The organism is Pseudomonas sp. GW821-FHT03E01, assembly GCF_059420765.1.
On record NZ_JBWKUI010000004.1, the window covers coordinates 163,906 to 182,405 of the forward strand.

The window sequence follows — 18,500 nt, forward strand, 5'->3', positions numbered from 1 at the left end:
TGTCCCAAGAGCTGTCTTCTGAACAGATTCAACAGTCCCTGCAAGGCATCAGTGTGCCGGCCCAGCCGCAGATCATGGTGGATCTGCAGATGGAGCAATATATGCCCGACCCGGACCTGGAGGTGATCGCCAAACTGATCTCCCAGGATCCAGGCCTTTCGGGCGCCTTGTTGAAAATCGTCAATTCGCCGTACTACGGCTTGAGTAACAAGATCACCGCGATCCAGCGTGCAGTAAACCTGTTGGGCAGTCGTTCGATCATCAACCTGATCAACGCGCAGTCGATCAAGGGCGAGCTGAACGACGAGACCATCGTCACCCTTAACCGTTTCTGGGACACGGCGCAGGACGTGGCGATGACCTGCCTGAGCCTGGCCAAGCGCGTCGGTGTCCAGGCTGGCGATGAAGCTTATGCGCTGGGCCTGTTCCACGATTGCGGCATTCCGCTGATGCTCAAGAAATTCCCCGATTACATGAAAGTGCTGGAGCAGGCCTATGCCAACGCCAGCGTCGAATGCCGCGTGGTGGATACCGAGAACAAGCACTACAACACCAACCACGCCGTGGTCGGGTATTACACCGCCAAGTCCTGGCGTCTGCCGGAACATGTCACCCAGGCCATTGCCAACCATCACAATGCCCTGGCCATTTTCAGCGATGAGTCATGCCGCAATACGCCGCTGAAAAACCTGCTGGCAATCCTGAAGATGGCCGAGCACATTTGCGCCTCCTATCGGGTGTTGGGCAACCAGGCCGAAGACCACGAATGGAACAATGTCGGGCATCTGGTGCTCGATTACATCGGTCTATCGGAATACGATTTCGAAACCCAGAAACAAGAAATTCGCGACCTCGCCACACGTTGAGTGTCGAACCTCGCCTGATTCGAGAGCCCCATGCCAGAACTGCCGGAAGTCGAAACCACCCGCCGCGGAATTGCACCGCACCTGGAAGGCCAGCGCGTCAGCCGGGTGATCGTGCGTGAGCGCCGTCTGCGCTGGCCGATCCCCGAAGACCTGGATGTGCGGCTGTCGGGCCAGCGCATCGTGCTGGTGGAACGGCGGGCCAAGTATTTACTGATCAATGCCGAAGTCGGCACGTTGATCAGCCATTTGGGCATGTCGGGGAATCTGCGGCTGGTGGAAGCTGGCTTGCCGGCGGCCAAGCATGAGCATGTGGACATCGAGCTGGAATCGGGCCTGGCCCTGCGTTACACGGACCCGCGTCGGTTCGGGGCGATGCTCTGGAGTCTGGACCCGCTGAATCACGAACTGCTGGTTCGCCTGGGGCCGGAGCCGTTGACCGATCTGTTCGATGGCGAGCGTCTGTTCCAGCTGTCCCGCGGGCGATCCATGGCGGTCAAGCCGTTCATCATGGACAACGCGGTGGTGGTTGGCGTCGGCAATATCTACGCGACCGAAGCGCTGTTTGCTGCCGGCATCGACCCGCGCCGCGAGGCCAAGAGCATTTCCCGGGGGCGTTATTTGAAGCTGGCGATCGAGATCAAGCGCATCCTGGCGCTCGCCATCGAACGGGGCGGCACCACGTTGCGGGATTTTATCGGCGGCGACGGCCAGCCGGGGTACTTCCAGCAGGAGCTGTTCGTGTACGGGCGTGGTGGTGAACACTGCAAGGTCTGTGGCACGGGGCTGCGGGAAGTCAAACTCGGGCAGCGCGCCAGTGTCTTTTGTCCGCGCTGTCAGAGCTGATATCGGCTACGGTCTATAGTCAGTGTTCTCACTGCCTAGCCGAAGGACCGTGCCATGAATCTGTTTCGAACCTTTGTCGTCACGCTGCTGCTGAGCATCGCTGCGCCCACGCTGGCTACTGAGAACGGCAGCGGCGACCCGCGTTACACCATCCAGAATCCACCGGCCTACGCCATGCTTGGCGATCTGCTGATTGCCCGACCGTTGCTGGTGGTGGCGACAGTGATCGGTGCCGGGGCGTTTGTGGTGTCGCTGCCATTTACCGCGCTGGGCGGCGGCATTGGCGATGCAGGGCAGGCGCTGGTGGTCGACCCGGCGAAAGCGGCGTTTGTGCGGTGTCTGGGGTGCGTCGGGGAAGGGTTTGAGCAGCGGGAGTGAGGCATAAAAAAGATCGTCCGAAGGTTCGGGCCGCCTTCGGACGATCTTTCCAGGCTTTCAAGCCTTACCGGTAATCTTCCGGTACTTCTCCATCAACTGTTCTTCAGTTTCCGGATGGGCCTCGTCCAGTGGAATGCAATCCACAGGGCAGACCTGCTGGCACTGCGGTTCGTCGTAGTGGCCGACACATTGCGTGCACAGGTTCGGGTCGATCACGTAGATCTCTTCGCCCTGGGAAATGGCGGCGTTCGGGCACTCGGGTTCGCAGACGTCGCAGTTGATGCAATCGTCGGTGATGATCAGGGACATGCTAACTCCAGCCGGGGCGGCAGGCCCTGGCGCAATAAACCAATGCGCACAATTGTGCCGCATTGGCGCCCGCAGTGCACGCGGGCGCGATCAAGTGCAGCAGATCGCAGCCTTCGGCAGCGCCTACTTTTTGAAGCGTTCGGTGAGGGCATCGGCCACCACCGGGTGGACGAACTTGGTGATATCGCCGCCCAGGGCCGCGATTTCACGGACCAGTGTCGAGGAAATGAACGAATAACGCTCGGACGGGGTAAGAAACAGGCTTTCCACATCCGGTGCCAGTTGGCGGTTCATATTGGCCAGCTGGAATTCATATTCGAAGTCCGACACCGCGCGCAAACCACGCAGGAACACATTGGCGTTCTGCTCTTTGGCGAAATGCGCGAGCAGCGTCGAGAAGCCGACGACTTCAACGTTCGGCAAATGTTTGGTGACCTCGCGGGCCAGCTCCACACGTTGTTCCAAGGGAAACAGCGGGTTTTTCTTCGGGCTGGCGGCGACGGCGATGATCACGTGATCGAACAGGCGCGAGGCGCGTTCGACCAGATCGCCATGGCCCTTGGTAATAGGGTCGAAGGTACCTGGGTACAACACTCGGTTCATCGCGTCGTCCTGGCGGGAGTCCGTTGGGGAGTCGGATGGTATCGCAGCCTTCCCGGTCGGCCAAGTCGCCTGTTGGGTAAGAAAGCACTATAGACGATGGGAATATTCCTCGTTTTCATGGGTTTTTCAAACGCTGGGCCAGTGAATTCGCCAGTTGTGCCGTCAGTCCGTAGACCGACAATTGTGGGTTTGCACCAATGCTGGTGGGGAATAGCGAGCCGTCGTGAATCGATAGATTGTGCAGTTGGTGATGTCGGCCGAGGCTATCGGTCACGGCGTTTTTCGGGTCTTCACCCATGGCACAACCGCCCATTACATGAGCACTGCCCAGGCGCGTGCGATACAGCTCAAGGCTCAATCCATCGATCAAGGCACGCGCTTCGGTGAGGGTTCTGACGTAACGGGCGTCGGCATGCATCGGCATCACGGCGTTGGCGCCACCGGCGAACTGGATCTCGGCCATGCTATGGAACGCCCGACGCAACCCGTCCCAGGCATACGATGAAACCTGATAGTCGAGCACCGGCGTGCCGTCACTGCGCAATTCGACATTGCCGCCGGGGCTGTCCGGGTGAAAGCCGTCTCGCAGCAATGCCAGCATGGCGTGGGTATGCGGAAGGTTTTCCATGTGCCGGGCGTTTTCCGTGCCGAAGCCACCGAGCAGGGTGGTGGCCAGCGCCGGGTGCAGCGGTGGGACCTCCAATTTGTAGGACATCTTGCCGGTGATGCCGTCCTGCCACTGGAAATGGTCGGAATAAATCGACTGCGGCGCGCCGTAGAACGGGTTGATCACCTCGTCGAACAGCCCGGCGGACATGTTGACCAAATGCAGGAACGTCCGTTTTCCCAGTCGCTCATGGGGATCCGGCGCCTCTGAACGCAATAGCAGCGCCGGGCTGTTGATCCCGCCGCCGGCCAGCACGTAATGCCGTGCCTTGACCGTGATTGTGCGTCCGGTAGGGGCAACGCAACGCTCATCCATCGCCACACAGTGCAGACCCGTGACCCTGGCGTCCTTGATCGACAACTTTTCAGCGCGGGCTAGATAGAGCAGCTCGCCACCTTTTTCCAGGGTCGCCGGGATGGTCGTGACCAGCATCGATTGTTTGGCGTTGGTCGGGCAACCCATGCCGCAGTAGCCGATGTTCCAGCAGCCGCGCACGTTGCGCGGGATCACATGCCAGGCGTAGCCGAGTTTTTCGCAGCCTTTGCGGATGACGTCGTTGTTGGCGTTGGGCGGCACTAGCCACGGGGCGACGCCCAGGCGTTGTTCCATTTTCTCGAACCAGGGCGCCATCTCGGCCGGTGTGTGGCCTACGACGTCATGTTCTTTGGCCCAGTGTTCGAGCGTCTGATCCGGGGTGCGAAAGCTCGAAGTCCAGTTGATCAGCGTGGTACCGCCCACCGCCCGGCCCTGGAGGATGGTGATCGCACCGTCCTTGCTCATGCGCCCGATGCCTTCCTGATAGAGGCTGGTGTAGGCCTGATCTTCGAGCATCTTGAAGTCGCTGCTGGTCTTGAGTGGGCCTTCTTCGATGAGCAAGACCTTGTAGCCTGCGGCGCTGAGGATTTCGGCGGTGGTTCCGCCGCCGGCACCGCTGCCGATGATCGCCACATCCGCTTCGAGGGTCAGGTCCTGGGGCAATTGCGAACCGTTATAGGTTTTCCAGCCACGGGCCAGGCCTTCGCGAAACGGATCGGGTACGGGCATGTTCGGGTTCTCTTGTTGTTATGTTTTGGGTGCGATGGTGAGGCGGCTTGCCCGCGAAAGGGACGCCACGGTTTCAGACCGTAGGCGGCCCCGGATACCCACAATGCGCCCAAGACTCCGCCCGGCTGTACCACGCCATCATCACCATTTGCAGCAACGAGCTATGGCCCATGCGCAGCAGGCTCAACGAGCTGTTTTCCCAACGGTCGAGAAAATGTCGGATGGCTTCGCTGCTGGCGTTTTCCCAGCTGCCCCAGATCCCGGTCAGTGGGCCGCGGGTGATGCTCATCCCCAGCGCATCGAACAATTGTCGGGTCAGCTTGAGCATTTCCGGCGACAGGTGATCGAGGCTGTAATCCAGGCTTTTGAGGGTGCCTTCGACGGCGGCCGGCATTTTCTCGACGGCCAAGGCTCCGTCGAGCATCACCGGGATCAGTGCCCGCAGAAACAACAGGTCACCGCTGCGCAGAGTCGCGAAACCGCTGGCCGCCGTGCTCGACGAGCAGCCGCTGAGGCTCGCGCCGAATCCGGCTGTGGCCAGAAAGGCGCTGGCGCCCAGGCTGAATTTAAGCAGGCCGCGCCGTGACAGCGCGGGTGTGTCGGACAGGCTTGGGCTCATTATTGTTATTACCCGGCGGTGTTGATCGTTAGCGGATAAACAGCTTCTGGATCAGTTTCTGAATGGATTTGCCGTACGGCGGATAGATCAGCTTCGCCGCGTTGAAGCGCTGTTTGATCAGCACGCCCTTGGCCTTGCTGAAGGTCAGGAAACCCTCATGGCCGTGGTAGTGGCCCATGCCCGAGGCGCCGATGCCGCCGAACGGCATGTCGTCCTGGGCAACGTGCAGCAAGGTGTCATTGAGGCATACGCCGCCGGAATGGGTTTCGTGGAGAACGCGGTTTTGCTCGCGCTTGTCGTAGCCGAAGTAATACAGCGCCAGCGGACGAGGCCGTTGGTTGATGTAGGCAAATGCTTCATCGAGATCCTTGTAGGGGACGATCGGCAACAGCGGGCCGAAAATTTCGTCCTGCATCACCGTCATGTCGTCGCTGACGTTGAGCAGCAGGCTATGACCCATGCGCCGGCCCTGGCCCTGATCGAACAGCGGAATCAGCAGCGCGCCCTTGCTGGTAGCGTCGCTGAGGTAACCGTTGAGCCGCGCCAGTTGTCGGTCATTGATGATGGCGGTGTAGTCCGGATTGTCGGACAGGGTCGGATAAAACCCGCGAATTGCCTGGCGATAGGCTTCGACGAAGGAGCCGACGCGGTCTTCCGGCACCAGCACGTAGTCCGGGGCGACACAGGTTTGCCCGGCGTTGAGGGTCTTGCCGAAAGCGATGCGTTCGGCGGCATCCTTGAGCGGCACATCGCGGGAAACGATGGCCGGGGACTTGCCGCCCAGTTCGAGGGTCACTGGAGTCAGGTTCTCGGCGGCTGCGCGCATCACGTGTTTGCCGATGCTGGTGGCGCCGGTGAACAGCAGGTGATCGAAGCGCAACCGGGAGAACGCCACGCCGATGTCGGCCTCGCCGAGCACCACGCAGACCAGGTCTTGAGGGAATATCCGCCCCAGCAATTCCTTGAGCAGCAAACCGGTGGCGGGGGTCGATTCGCTGAGTTTGAGCATCACCCGGTTACCCGCCGACAGCGCCCCCACCAGTGGCCCGATGGCCAGATACAACGGGTAGTTCCACGGCACGATCACCCCGACTACGCCCAGCGGTTGATAAACGACTTTGGCCGAGGCGGGTTGAAAGGCGATGCCGACTTTACGCCGCGAGGCCTTCATCCAGCTTTTGAGGTGTTGGCTGGCGTAGTGAATACCATGCAGACTGGGCATCAATTCGGCGAGCAAGGTTTCGTCGGCGCTGCGGTGGCTGAAATCCTGGCTGATGGCGTCGATCAAGGCCTGGCGCTCATTGCTCAACAGGTCCCGCAATGCCTTTAGCCATTGTTGGCGCTGAGCTGCCGGCGGCATCGGGTTGCCTGTATACGCAGCGCGTTGAGCATCGAACAGGGTTTGGAGCTCGTCCAGAGGCTGCTGCAAGTTCTTCAGGTAGGCGATGTCAGCAGGCATGGTCGGCTCCGGATTTATTGTAATGAGGGGATTTTTAGAGTCAGTACTCTAAAAAGTCAAATGACATCCTGACGCAGCTTTGTTTTATCCACCCGCGGATAGGTCGTAAGATGCCCGTCACCGCACTCTGAATTAAAGCTCAAGCCATGGCCCCTCGGATCAAAACCAGCGAGCGCATCGTGCAGAACAGCCTGGAGCTGTTCAATCAGCAGGGCGAGCGCAGCATCAGCACCAACCACATTGCTGCCCACATGGAGATTTCTCCGGGCAACCTGTACTACCACTTCCCCAACAAGCAGGCGATCATCGCTGTGCTGTTCAGTGAGTACGAAAGCCTGGTGGACAGCTTCCTGCGCCCACCCCAGGGCCGCGCCGCGACGGTCGAAGACAAGCGCTTCTACCTCAAGGAATTGCTCGCCGCCATGTGGCGTTACCGTTTTTTGCATCGCGACCTCGAGCACTTGCTCGACAGCGATCCCGAGCTGGCCGCCCGTTACCGGCGCTTTTCCCAGCGCTGCCTGATCCAGGGCACCGCCATTTACGAAGGGTTCGTCGCCGCTGGCATCCTGAACATGGATAAGGTTCAGATCGAGTCCCTGACGCTGAACGCCTGGATCATCCTCACGTCGTGGGTGCGGTTTCTGTGCACCACGCGGGAAAACTCCAACCACTTGAGCGAACAGGCTATTAAGCGCGGCGTGTATCAGGTGTTGGTGCTTGAGGCCGGGTTCGTCACCGATCAATCGCGCGACGCGGTAAATGCGCTGTTCGACGAATTTTACGTGCCACTGGCCCAGGCGCTGGAAGAAGTGCATTAGGATTCAAGACTGACAACATCACAGGAGCCCGTTATGCCCATTGCGCAACTGATCAGCCCGCAAGCGTTGGACCTGAAAAAGGAGACCCCGGGGCTGGTGATTCTGGATTGTCGTTTTGCCCTCGAAGACCCGGATTATGGTCAGCGCAGTTATGCCGAAGGGCATATTGCCGGGTCGAGTTTTGCCGATCTCGAGCGTGATCTGAGCGGGGCGGTGGTCAAGGGGGTTACCGGGCGTCATCCGTTGCCTGAACCCGAAAAGCTGATCGAGCGCCTGCAAGCCTGGGGCATCAATGCCGACAGCGAAGTGGTTTTGTACGATGACGGTCCAGGCGCCTACGCGGCGCGGGCCTGGTGGTTGCTGGCCTGGCTGGGCAAGCGCGACGGTGTGTTCATTCTCGATGGCGGGCTGAAAGCCTGGCATGCCGCCGGATTACCCCTGAGTCTTGATCCGCCGTCGATCAATCGCGGCACCTTCACCGGGACGCCGGATGCTTCGCTGGTGCTCAGCGCCAAACAGCTCCAGAAACGTCTCGGCCAGCCCGCGTTGACCTTGCTCGACGCCCGCGCCCTGCCGCGCTTCAAGGGCGAAGTGGAACCGATCGATCCGATTGCCGGGCACATTCCCGGCGCACAATGCGCCGCGTTCACCGAAAACCTGGGCAGCGACGGACGTTTTCTGCCCGCCGATCAGCTCAAGCAGCGGTTTGCCGCGAAGCTCGGTGATCGTTCGCCGACGGAGCTGGTCGCGTATTGCGGTTCCGGCGTGACGGCCTGCCACAACCTGTTCGCCCTGTGCCTGGCGGGTTATCCATTGGGGGCGTTGTATGCCGGTTCGTGGAGTGAGTGGATCAACGACCCTGCACGAGGCGTCGCCACCGGCGAGTAAGCGCAGAGCAGATGTGGGAGCGGGCCTGCTCCCACATTTGGATCTTCGTTGTCATCTATGGTCGGGCAATTGCCGCGCGCTGCGATACGCTCCCGGTCCAACGCCATAAACCTGCTTGAATTGCCGACTCAGATGACTTTGGTCGGCAAAACCCAGTTGCGTCGCGACTTCCAGCGGCAGACAGCCGTCCTGTAACAACGCCCGTGCCCGAGCGATACGCTGCTGCATCAGCCAGGCGTGCGGCGGCATGCCGGTGGTGCGGCGGAACACCCGGGCGAAGTGGAAAGGGGACAGGTTCACCGTCGCCGCCAGTTCTTCCAGCGAGGGCGGCGCCGCCAATTGCGATTGCAGCCGTTCTTTGGCCAAGGTCACCGCGCGGTGTTCCTTGCCGGGTTTGCCGGCGATCGGGACAGCTGCGTGGCGTTGCAACAGCGACAACATCATTTCCCGCCAGACCGTTTGCTGCTGCAGGGCCGTGGACGGACTTTCCAGCAGTCGATGCAGTTGGCAGAACCCCCTCACCAGATCCGGGTCGCGGTACAGCGTGGCGCCAAACACCGGCAAGGTGTCGCTCGGCAGTTCAAGCTCTTCCAGCAGCGAGAGAATTTGCCCGCTGTCGGGATAAAACGCCCGGTACAACCAACCGTCTTCCGTACCTTTGTGGCCGGTGTGCAGTTCGTCCGGATTGATCAGCACCAGCGTGCCGCTGCCCGCCAGATGCTCGGCACCGCGATAGCGATAACGCTGGGCGCCGGCCATGATCATGCCGATCACATAGCCGTCATGCACATGCGGGGCGAAACGGTGTTCGATGTAGCGCGCAGACAACAACTCGACCCCGGCCAGCGGTGCCGTTTGCCAGAAGTGGATCGACTCGCCCTGATCGACTTCCACTGGTTACTTGCGTCCTGTGGCGGCCAGCCATTGGGGAATGCGCCGTTCCAGGTAGTAACCCGGTTGCCTGAACGAACCCTCGACGAAACCGACATGCCCGCCCTTGGCCTGCAGCTCGAATTGAGTGCTGGCGGACAATTCGTCGGCTTGCGGCAGGCTATGCGGAAACACAAACGGATCGTCAGCCGCCTGGATAATCAGGGTCGGCGTGCGAATCTCTCCAAGGAAATAACGACTCGAAGCGCGACGATAGTAATCCGCGGCATCGGCGAAACCATTGAGCGGTGCGGTGACCCGGCCGTCGAAATCCCAGAAGGTACGCAAGTTCTCCAAAGAGCCCAGCGCCTCCAATGCCGCCAGGCCATCCTCATGTCCCTCATGCTGGAATCTGCGTTGCTTGTTCTTGATGTAGGCGACCATCTCTCGCATGAAATGCGCTTGGTAGAACTGGGAAAAACCCTGGCTGATACGATCGGCACAGTGATCGAGGCGAAACGGCACCGACACTGCCACCGCACCGAGTACACCGCTGTTGCTGCCGGTTTCACCCAGATGCTTGAGCAACACGTTACCGCCCATGGAATAACCGACCGCATACAGCGGCGCGAGGGGGCGTTGGGTGCGCAGGTGCCTGATGGTTTCGGCCAAGTCTTCACTGGCCCCGGAATGGTAGCTGCGCGGCAACAGATTGGGCTCGCCGGAGCAGCCTCGCCAGTTCAACGCGACGCTGGCCCAACCCTGGGCACCCAACGCTTTCTGCATGCCGGCCACATAAGGCGAATTCGACGAGCCGGTCAGGCCGTGCAATACCAGCACCAACGGTGCATTCGCGCTGTGTGGGCCGTGCCAGTCCAGGTCAAGGAAATCGCCATCTTCAAGCCACAATCGCTCGCGCTCACGCTCGATATGTGTGGTTTTGCGCCATAGCGGTCCCCACAAGGTTTGTAAGTGCGGATTACCCAGGCCGTAGGCGGGCGTGAAGGCAGGGGTGAAACGTTCTGGCAGATGGGACACGATTGCTCTCGATGCTGCGGCGCGTACCCGCAGCGTTAGCTGACTGAGCTTCGCACCGTTTTCTCAGGCCGGACTAGCCGGCGATCCCTGCCATACGTTGCCACAACGCGTAGTACACACGTCCCGATTTTTGCTCCCGATGCAGGCGCCAATTTTCTGGCAAACCCAATATCGACGGTGCGCTTTCGCTTTCAGTGTAGACCCACGCATCGTCGGCCAGCCAATGACGTTCTTCGAGCAGAGTGCAAACCACAGGCAACAGATTCTGATTGAACGGCGGGTCGAGGAATACCAGGTCGAACGCCGTGGCCGGTTGGGTTTCCAGATAGCGCAAGGCGTCGGCAGTCTGTACCTGGCCGTTGGTGCAGCGCAGGGTGCCCAGATGTTCTTTCAGGCTGGACACCGCGATGTTGCTGGCGTCCAGCGCCTGGCCCATGGCGGCGCCACGGGACAAGGCTTCCAGGAACAGCGCGCCGCTGCCGGCAAACGGATCGAGTACCTTGGCCCCGGCGACGTAAGGCGCGAGCCAGTTGAACAGGGTTTCCCGCACCCGGTCCGGCGTCGGGCGCAGGCCCGGAGCATCCGGGAAGCTCAGCTTTCGGCTGCGCCATTCGCCACCGATGATGCGCAGTTGGTTCACACCGTTATGCACGTTATGGACAGGTTTTTTTGGGCGAGTGGCCATTAATGCTCCGGAACCCCGAGCGGCTGCTCGGCAGGTTTGTCAGTAGGGGCCGGCAACGGCTTTTGTGGCACGGTCGGGCCAGCGCTGACGATGACCAGTTTATCCGTGCTCAGGTGTTTGTTCAGTGCGGCTTTGACTTGCTCGACGGTCAGGCTCTGGGACTGTTGCATGAAGTCTTCCAGGTAGCTCAGCGGCAAGTTGTAAAAGCCCATGGCGCCGAGCTGACCGACGATATCGGCGTTGCTGGCGGTGGACAGCGGGAAGCTGCCGGCCAGTTCACGCTTGGCGTCGTCGAGTTCTTTCTCGGTGGGGCCGGTCTTAAGGTAGTCGGCGAGCACATCCTGCACCAGTTTCAGGGTGCCTTCGCTCATTTCGGCGCGGGTTTGCAGGTTGATCATGAACGGGCCGCGAGCCTGCATCGGGCTGAAACCCGAATACACGCCATACGACAAGCCACGCTTCTCGCGCACTTCGCTCATCAGCCGGGTGCCGAAACCGCCGCCGCCAAGAATCTGGTTGCCCATGGACAGCGCTGCGTAATCCGGATCGTCACGGTCGATACCCAGTTGCGCGATCATCAGGTTGGTCTGTTTGGACGGAAACTCAATGTGGCCGATGCTGGGCTTGGGGTCGGTCGGTTGTTCGATTTTCGCCAGGGCCGGGCCTTTGGGCAGGTCGGCGGACACTTGTGCGGCAACTGCCTCTGCCTCGGCACGCGACAGGTCGCCTACCAGCGCAATCACCACGTTGCCGGCGGCGTAGGCTTTCTGATGGAAGGCTCGCAACTGCGCCAGGGTAATCGGGGGAATACTCTTGGCTGTGCCGTCGCTGGAGTGTGCGTACGGATGATCGCCGTACAAACGGTTCATCAGCTCCAGGCTGGCGAGTTTGCCGGGGTTCTGTTTCTGGTATTCGAAGCCGGCGAGCATCTGGTTCTTGATGCGCGCAAACGAGTCGGCGGGGAAGGTCGGCTTGCCGACGACTTCAGCGAACAGCTTCAAGGCAGGCTCGCGCTTGTCCACGGCACTGAGGCTGCGCAGGGAGGCAAGCGCCATGTCCTTGTACGCGCCGTTGCTGAAGTCGGCGCCCAATCCTTCGAAGCCCTGAGCGATGGCGCCGACATCTTTGCCGGCCACACCTTCGTTGAGCATGGCGTTGGTCAGCAATGCCAGGCCGGGTGCATCACCGTCCTGGCTGCTGCCGGCGGCGAAGATCAGGCGCATGTCGAACATCGGCAGTTCACGGGCTTCAACGAACAATACCTTGGCGCCTTCGGCGGTATTCCAGGTCTGCACGTTCAGCGAGCGATGGCTTGGGGCCTTGCCGTCGAGTTCGGCCAGCGATTGCAGCTTTTGGCTGGACTTGGCCTTGTCGAGGGCTTCGCTGGCGTTGGACTCGTCGGGTTTTGACAGATAGAAGGCGGCAGACCCGATCAGTGCAACAGCGATCAGGCCGATCAGGGCCAGACGCGACTTTTTACGCTCACTCATGAGTCGTCTCCTGTGGCAGTACATGGGCGACGCTGAGACGTTCGCGGGTGAAATACAGCTTGGCGGCCTTCTGGATATCTTGCGGGGTCACGCTTTCCAGGTCGGCGAGTTCGGTGTCCATCAGTTTCCAGGACAGGCCGACGGTTTCCAACTGACCGATGGCGGTGGCCTGGCTGGTGATCGAGTCACGCTCAAAAACCAGGCCGGCAATGACCTGCGCTCGTACCCGCTCCAGTTCTTCAGCGGATGGCGCGGTGGTTTTCAGTTGTTCGAGCAGTTTCCACAGGCCGGCTTCGGCCTGGGCCATGGTTTTATTTTTCTGGGTGTTCGGCGAAGCCGACAAGGTGAACAGGCTGTCGCCACGGGTATAGGCGTCGTAGCTCGACGACCCGCCGGACACCAGCTCTTCGCCGCGTTCCAGTTGCGTCGGGATGCGGCCGCTGTAGCCGCCGTCAAGCAGGGCGGAAATCAAGCGCAGGGCGTTCACCGAGCGTTTGTCTTCGGCGGTGGCAATGCTCGGCACGTTGAAGGCCAGCATCAGGCTCGGCAATTGGGTCTGCACATGCAGGGTGATCTTGCGTTCGCCGGGCTCAGCCAGCTCCAGCGGGATTTTCGCCGGTGGCACGTCGCGCTTGGCGATCGGGCCGAAGTAACGCTGGGCCAGGGTTTTGACTTCGTCCGGGGTCACATCGCCGACCACCACCAGAGTGGCGTTGTTCGGCACATACCAGGACTGGTACCAATGGCGCAGTTCTTCGACTTTCATGCGGTCGAGGTCGGCCATCCAGCCGATGGTCGGCGTGTGGTAACCGCTGGCGGGGTAGGCCATGGCCATGAAACGTTCGTAGGCCTTGGACATCGGCTTGTCGTCGGTGCGCAGGCGACGCTCTTCTTTGATCACCTCGATTTCGCGGGTGAACTCGTCGGCCGGCAGGCGCAGGTTGGCCATGCGGTCGGCTTCCAGTTCGAAGGCCACGCCCAGACGGTCGCGGGCCAGCACCTGGTAATACGCGGTGAAGTCGTCGCTGGTGAAGGCGTTCTCCTCGGCGCCGAGGTCACGCAGGATCAGCGAGGCTTCGCCGGGGCCGACTTTCTCGCTGCCCTTGAACATCATGTGTTCCAGTGCGTGGGACAACCCGGTCTGGCCCGGGGTCTCGTAGCTGGAGCCGACCTTGTACCAGATCTGGGAAACGACGACCGGCGCACGATGGTCTTCGCGCACGACAACCTTCAGGCCGTTGTCGAGGGTGAATTCGTGGGTCGGTTGTGGATCGGCAGCCAGGGCCGAGAGGGGCAGACAAACTGTGCTGAGCAGCAGGCCTGCAGCGCGGCGGGCTAGAGCATTCATTCGTTTTTAAACCTGTTGGGCTGCCCGCTTGGTCTTAGCGTCGGCGGGCGAGAGGGTGCTAGGATACTGATCCGTTTTACTGGCGGCCACGCCTATCAAGCCTTTGATCGGCTTGCAGGTTGTATGGGTTACCGGCAGAAGCTTTGAGTTTGTCAGCTAAACTCTGCGTTTTCGCCGACGATGCCGTTCCAGTCCTTCGTATTAGTCGACCTTTGAGGCGCCGTTGGCTCCTCGACAAAATGTTGCGCGTGAACAAGCTGGATGAATCGCAGTCTGTTCAGCATCGAATTATTTATTTGCCGAGGCGCCTTTTGGCGCGTCGCTACCGTGAGATAGCCGTCCTCCATGTTTGGTTCCAACGACGACAAGAAGACCCCAGCTGCGGCTGGTGAGAAGAAAAGCCTGTTCGGATGGCTGCGCAAAAAGCCGCAGGAACCCGTTGTCGAACAGCCACAGCCACTTTCTGAGCCAACCCCGGCACCGGTTATAGAGCAAAAGCCTGCGCCGATTGCCGAGCCGGTGCTGCAACCTGCGGCCGCGCTCGTACCTGAAACCGAAGTCGCGGCCCCATTGCCGCTGACGCCAGTTGCCACGCCGTGGCTGACTTTGCCGGTAGCGGAAGAGCCGGTGGCGTTGGTTGAAGATGAGCAAGCGCCGCACATCACGCCACCGATTCCGGCCCCGACTGCGTTTGCGCCGGAGCCGGTTCGGGCGCCAGTGGTTGAGCCGGCAGTCGTTGCACCGGCAGCCGTTGCGCCCGTGTTCGTGGCCGAACCTGCTCCAGTGGTTCCAGAGCCGGCAGTGCCAGCATTTGTTGCTCCGGTTGCTCCGGTTGCTCCGGTTGCTCCAGCGCCTGCACCCGTCATCGCTCCTGTTGCCGCCACACCGGTTGCGCCCCTCGAAACTCCAGTCGAGCCTGTGCGTACCGAAGAGACCAAAGCCGGTTTCTTCGCCCGTCTCAAGCAAGGCCTGTCCAAGACCAGTGCCAGCATTGGCGAGGGCATGGCCAGCCTGTTCCTCGGCAAGAAAACCATTGATGACGAACTGCTCGAAGACATCGAAACCCGTCTGCTGACCGCCGATGTCGGCGTCGAAGCGACGTCGGTGATCATTCAGCGCCTGACTCAGAAAGTCGCCCGCAAGGAGCTGGCCGATGCCGACGCGCTGTACAAATCCCTGCAAGCCGAATTGGCAGCGATGCTCAAACCGGTCGAGCAGCCGCTGAAAATCACCTCGCAGAACAAGCCGTTCGTGATTCTGGTGGTCGGCGTCAACGGTGCCGGCAAAACCACCACCATCGGCAAGCTGGCGAAGAAGCTGCAACTGGAAGGTAAGAAAGTCATGCTCGCCGCCGGTGACACCTTCCGCGCCGCAGCGGTCGAGCAACTGCAGGTCTGGGGCGAGCGCAACAAGATTCCGGTGATCGCCCAGCACACCGGCGCCGACTCGGCTTCGGTAATTTTCGACGCTGTGCAGGCCGCCAAGGCCCGTGGCATTGATGTGTTGATCGCCGACACCGCCGGTCGCCTGCACACCAAAGACAATTTGATGGAAGAGTTGAAGAAGGTTCGCCGGGTGATCGGCAAGCTCGATGCCGACGCGCCTCATGAGGTGCTGTTGGTGCTCGACGCCGGTACCGGCCAGAACGCCATCAACCAGGCCAAGCAATTCAACCAGACCGTCGAATTGACCGGCCTGGCGCTGACCAAACTCGACGGCACGGCCAAGGGTGGGGTGATTTTCGCCCTGGCCAAGCAGTTTGGCTTGCCGATCCGTTACATCGGCGTTGGTGAAGGCATCGACGATTTGCGTACTTTTGAAGCAGAACCCTTTGTCCAGGCATTGTTTGCCGAGCGGGAGCGTTCATGATTCGTTTCGAACAGGTCGGTAAACGCTACCCGAACGGTCACGTCGGCTTGCATGAGCTGAGCTTTCGAGTCCGTCGGGGCGAATTCTTGTTTGTCACCGGCCATTCCGGCGCCGGTAAAAGCACCTTGTTGCGGCTGTTGCTGGCCATGGAGCGTCCGACCACCGGCAAATTGCTGCTGGCCGGGCAAGACCTGAGCACCATCAGCAATGCGCAGATTCCGTTCCTGCGCCGACAGATCGGCGTGGTGTTCCAGAACCACCAGTTGCTGTTCGATCGCACGGTGTTCAATAACGTCGCGTTGCCGTTGCAGATCCTTGGCCTGTCCAAGGCCGAGGTCGTCAAGCGCGTGGACTCGGCCCTGGAGCGCGTGGCGCTCTCGGACAAAACCGATCTCTACCCTGGCGACCTGTCTACCGGCCAGCAACAGCGCGTCGGCATCGCTCGCGCCATCGTTCACCGCCCGGCCTTGCTGCTGGCGGATGAACCGACCGGTAACCTCGACCCGCGTCTGGCGGCAGAAATCATGGGCGTGTTCGAAGACATCAACCGTCTGGGCACCAGCGTGCTGATCGCCAGTCACGACCTGGCGCTGATTGCCCGCATGCGTCATCGCATGCTGACCCTGCAGCGTGGCCGATTGATCGGCGACGGGGAGGCTGGCGTATGAGTGCGACACGTAGCCCCAAGGTTTCCGAGCGTGTGGCCCCGAAGGCCGCCGACCCGCAACCACAGCAGAAGAAAAAACGCGACGATGACGATGGCCCGGATTTCGCCACGCTGTTCCGCGCCTGGATCGAAAGTCATCGCGCCAGTTTGCTGGACAGCTTGCGTCGCTTGGGCAAGCACCCGATCGGCAGCTTCTTCACCTGCATGGTGATGGCGGTGGCCCTGAGCTTGCCGATGGGTCTGTCACTTTTGCTGAATAACGTCGAGCGTCTCGGTGGCTCCTGGCAGCGTGCGGCGCAGATTTCCCTGTATCTGCAACTTGAGGCCAGCCCTGCCGAGGGTGAGTCGTTGCGTGAGCAGATCAAAGGCATGCCGGGCGTAGCGGATGCCGAATACGTGGGTCGCGATCAGGCGCTGGAAGAATTCCAGCAGCAGTCCGGTCTGGGCGAAGCCCTTAAGGAACTGCCGGAAAACCCGCTCCCGGGCGTGGTCCTGGTGACTCCGAAAGAGGTCGACAAGCCTGCGCTTGAAGCATTACGACAAAAACTTTCCGAGTTGCCGAAGGTACAACAGGCGCAACTTGATCTAGTCTGGGTCGAGCGTCTGGCGGCCATTCTCAAGCTGGGCGACCGTTTTGTCTTCGGTCTGACCGTGCTTTTGGTTTCTGCATTACTTTTGGTGATAGGCAATACCATTCGTCTTCATATTGAAAACCGCCGCACAGAGATAGAAGTGATTAAACTCGTCGGCGGCACGGACAGTTATGTGCGCAGGCCCTTTCTGTACATGGGCGCGCTATATGGCTTCGGTGCGGGGATTCTTTCCTGGGGCGTATTGGCGTTCGGCCTGAACTGGCTGAACGACGCGGTGGTTGGACTGGCCGGTTTGTACGGCAGTGATTTTGCGCTGGCCGGAGTGCCAGTTGCCGACGGTCTGTCGCTCTTGCTTGGCGCGGTGCTGTTGGGGTATATCGGTGCATGGATTGCAGTCGCACGCCACCTGCGGGAGCTTGCGCCAAAGTAATATCATTTTGCTCGTATTGACCTTTCAGCGTTTATGGGAACTTGTTTTTTGGTTTCCGGTCAATTTTCGCAGTGCTGAACTGCACGAGTTATGTAAGTCGGAGGTTTTTTCGTATGACCAATTCTTTGCAACCTGCATATGCTCTGGTCCCGGGTGCGAACCTGGAGGCCTATGTGCACACGGTGAACAGCATTCCATTGCTGACGCCGGAGCAGGAGCGTGAACTGGCCGAGAGTCTCTATTATGAGCAGGATTTGGGGGCGGCTCGGCAGATGGTGCTCGCCCACCTGCGTTTTGTCGTACACATTGCCCGTAGCTATTCCGGTTACGGCCTGGCCCAGGCTGACCTGATCCAGGAAGGCAACGTCGGCCTGATGAAAGCGGTCAAGCGTTTCAACCCGGAAATGGGTGTGCGCCTGGTGTCCTTTGCGGTGCACTGGATCAAGGCGGAAATCCACGAGTTCATCCTGCGCAACTGGCGGATCGTCAAAGTCGCGACCACCAAGGCTCAGCGCAAGCTGTTCTTCAACCTGCGCAGCCAGAAGAAACGTCTGGCCTGGCTGAACAACGAGGAAGTCCACCGTGTGGCGGAAAGCCTCGGCGTAGAGCCGCGGGAAGTGCGCGAGATGGAAAGTCGCCTGACCGGCCATGACATGGCCTTCGACCCGGCCGCGGAAGCGGACGACGACAGTGCCTTCCAATCGCCGGCCAACTACCTGGAAGACCACCGGTACGATCCGGCCCGTCAACTGGAAGATGCCGACTGGAGCGACAACTCCAACCACAACCTGCACGAAGCGCTTGAAGTGCTGGACGACCGCAGCCGCGACATTCTCTATCAGCGCTGGCTGGCAGAAGAAAAAGCCACGCTGCACGACCTGGCGCAGAAGTACAACGTGTCGGCCGAGCGTATTCGTCAGCTCGAGAAGAGCGCGATGAACAAGCTCAAGTTGTCGATCGCTGCGTAACTGCGGCAACGGCAATAAAAAACGCCCCGATCATTGATCGGGGCGTTT

Annotated in this window: 19 protein-coding genes; 9 read left to right on the forward strand and 10 right to left on the reverse strand. The window is 60.5% G+C overall.

What is annotated here, in order from left to right; all coding sequences use genetic code 11:
• Window positions 1–53 precede the first annotated feature (53 nt).
• From AC07VO_RS08540 to AC07VO_RS08550, 3 genes are read left to right on the forward strand one after another with little or no spacing between them, the layout of a single operon-like run.
• Window positions 54–866, forward strand: a complete 813-nt coding sequence (locus AC07VO_RS08540) for an HDOD domain-containing protein (RefSeq protein WP_173861133.1) — start codon at window positions 54–56, stop codon at window positions 864–866.
• 30 nt (window positions 867–896) lie between these two features.
• The gene (gene mutM / locus AC07VO_RS08545) at window positions 897–1,709 is read left to right on the forward strand and encodes a bifunctional DNA-formamidopyrimidine glycosylase/DNA-(apurinic or apyrimidinic site) lyase (RefSeq protein ID WP_018928680.1); all 813 of its coding nucleotides are present in this window, start codon (window positions 897–899) and stop codon (window positions 1,707–1,709) included.
• A 54-nt stretch (window positions 1,710–1,763) separates the two neighbouring features.
• Window positions 1,764–2,087, forward strand: coding sequence for a multidrug transporter (locus AC07VO_RS08550; RefSeq protein ID WP_018928681.1), 324 nt, complete (start codon window positions 1,764–1,766; stop codon window positions 2,085–2,087).
• A 57-nt stretch (window positions 2,088–2,144) separates the two neighbouring features.
• Here the strand turns inward: AC07VO_RS08550 and AC07VO_RS08555 are convergent, their stop codons facing one another.
• The 5 genes from AC07VO_RS08555 to AC07VO_RS08575 all read right to left on the reverse strand — a co-directional run bounded on the left by AC07VO_RS08555 (window position 2,145) and on the right by AC07VO_RS08575 (window position 6,788).
• The gene (locus tag AC07VO_RS08555; protein ID WP_003195146.1) at window positions 2,145–2,396 is read right to left on the reverse strand and encodes a YfhL family 4Fe-4S dicluster ferredoxin; all 252 of its coding nucleotides are present in this window, start codon (window positions 2,394–2,396) and stop codon (window positions 2,145–2,147) included.
• Window positions 2,397–2,519: 123 nt separating this feature from the next.
• Window positions 2,520–2,999 (reverse strand): pantetheine-phosphate adenylyltransferase, encoded by a 480-nt coding sequence (gene coaD / locus AC07VO_RS08560; RefSeq protein WP_007939322.1) that lies wholly within the window; start codon window positions 2,997–2,999, stop codon window positions 2,520–2,522.
• 115 nt (window positions 3,000–3,114) lie between these two features.
• Window positions 3,115–4,710 carry a GMC family oxidoreductase gene (locus AC07VO_RS08565; protein WP_086944399.1) on the reverse strand — a complete coding sequence of 532 codons (1,596 nt, stop codon included), beginning with the start codon at window positions 4,708–4,710 and terminating at the stop codon, window positions 3,115–3,117.
• A gap of 73 nt (window positions 4,711–4,783) precedes the next feature.
• Complete coding sequence (locus AC07VO_RS08570) at window positions 4,784–5,329, reverse strand: twin-arginine translocation pathway signal protein (protein ID WP_086944400.1); 546 nt, start codon at window positions 5,327–5,329, stop codon at window positions 4,784–4,786.
• Between the two features lie 28 nt (window positions 5,330–5,357).
• Window positions 5,358–6,788 carry a coniferyl aldehyde dehydrogenase gene (locus AC07VO_RS08575; RefSeq protein WP_086944401.1) on the reverse strand — a complete coding sequence of 477 codons (1,431 nt, stop codon included), beginning with the start codon at window positions 6,786–6,788 and terminating at the stop codon, window positions 5,358–5,360.
• Window positions 6,789–6,934: 146 nt separating this feature from the next.
• On the opposite strand from AC07VO_RS08575, the gene AC07VO_RS08580 reads away from it, so the two are divergent.
• Both AC07VO_RS08580 and AC07VO_RS08585 read left to right on the forward strand, forming a co-directional pair.
• Window positions 6,935–7,606, forward strand: a complete 672-nt coding sequence (locus AC07VO_RS08580) for a TetR/AcrR family transcriptional regulator (protein WP_018928685.1) — start codon at window positions 6,935–6,937, stop codon at window positions 7,604–7,606.
• Between the two features lie 33 nt (window positions 7,607–7,639).
• Window positions 7,640–8,494: a sulfurtransferase gene (locus AC07VO_RS08585; RefSeq protein ID WP_086944402.1), complete on the forward strand. Its 855-nt coding sequence runs from the start codon at window positions 7,640–7,642 to the stop codon at window positions 8,492–8,494.
• Window positions 8,495–8,545: 51 nt separating this feature from the next.
• Here the strand turns inward: AC07VO_RS08585 and AC07VO_RS08590 are convergent, their stop codons facing one another.
• The 5 genes from AC07VO_RS08590 to AC07VO_RS08610 form a co-directional block, all read right to left on the reverse strand.
• Window positions 8,546–9,388, reverse strand: coding sequence for an AraC family transcriptional regulator (locus AC07VO_RS08590; protein ID WP_018928687.1), 843 nt, complete (start codon window positions 9,386–9,388; stop codon window positions 8,546–8,548).
• A 3-nt stretch (window positions 9,389–9,391) separates the two neighbouring features.
• Window positions 9,392–10,402: a hydrolase gene (locus tag AC07VO_RS08595; protein ID WP_018928688.1), complete on the reverse strand. Its 1,011-nt coding sequence runs from the start codon at window positions 10,400–10,402 to the stop codon at window positions 9,392–9,394.
• Between the two features lie 73 nt (window positions 10,403–10,475).
• Window positions 10,476–11,087: a 16S rRNA (guanine(966)-N(2))-methyltransferase RsmD gene (gene rsmD / locus AC07VO_RS08600; RefSeq protein ID WP_018928689.1), complete on the reverse strand. Its 612-nt coding sequence runs from the start codon at window positions 11,085–11,087 to the stop codon at window positions 10,476–10,478.
• Window positions 11,087–12,577, reverse strand: coding sequence for a M16 family metallopeptidase (locus AC07VO_RS08605; protein ID WP_018928690.1), 1,491 nt, complete (start codon window positions 12,575–12,577; stop codon window positions 11,087–11,089). Before AC07VO_RS08605 ends, rsmD begins: the two co-directional genes overlap by 1 nt.
• Window positions 12,570–13,925 carry a M16 family metallopeptidase gene (locus tag AC07VO_RS08610; RefSeq protein WP_018928691.1) on the reverse strand — a complete coding sequence of 452 codons (1,356 nt, stop codon included), beginning with the start codon at window positions 13,923–13,925 and terminating at the stop codon, window positions 12,570–12,572. The genes AC07VO_RS08605 and AC07VO_RS08610 overlap by 8 nt, the downstream gene beginning before the upstream one ends.
• Window positions 13,926–14,270: 345 nt before the next feature.
• Here AC07VO_RS08610 and ftsY point away from each other — a divergent pair, with 345 nt between their 5' ends.
• The 4 genes from ftsY (at window position 14,271) to rpoH (ending at window position 18,452) form a co-directional block, all read left to right on the forward strand.
• Complete coding sequence (gene ftsY / locus AC07VO_RS08615; protein ID WP_192350802.1) at window positions 14,271–15,794, forward strand: signal recognition particle-docking protein FtsY; 1,524 nt, start codon at window positions 14,271–14,273, stop codon at window positions 15,792–15,794.
• Window positions 15,791–16,462: a cell division ATP-binding protein FtsE gene (gene ftsE / locus AC07VO_RS08620; protein ID WP_018928694.1), complete on the forward strand. Its 672-nt coding sequence runs from the start codon at window positions 15,791–15,793 to the stop codon at window positions 16,460–16,462. The genes ftsY and ftsE overlap by 4 nt, the downstream gene beginning before the upstream one ends.
• Window positions 16,459–17,484: a permease-like cell division protein FtsX gene (ftsX, locus tag AC07VO_RS08625; RefSeq protein WP_018928695.1), complete on the forward strand. Its 1,026-nt coding sequence runs from the start codon at window positions 16,459–16,461 to the stop codon at window positions 17,482–17,484. Before ftsE ends, ftsX begins: the two co-directional genes overlap by 4 nt.
• A 113-nt stretch (window positions 17,485–17,597) precedes the next feature.
• Complete coding sequence (gene rpoH / locus AC07VO_RS08630) at window positions 17,598–18,452, forward strand: RNA polymerase sigma factor RpoH (RefSeq protein ID WP_007897890.1); 855 nt, start codon at window positions 17,598–17,600, stop codon at window positions 18,450–18,452.
• Window positions 18,453–18,500 lie beyond the last annotated feature (48 nt).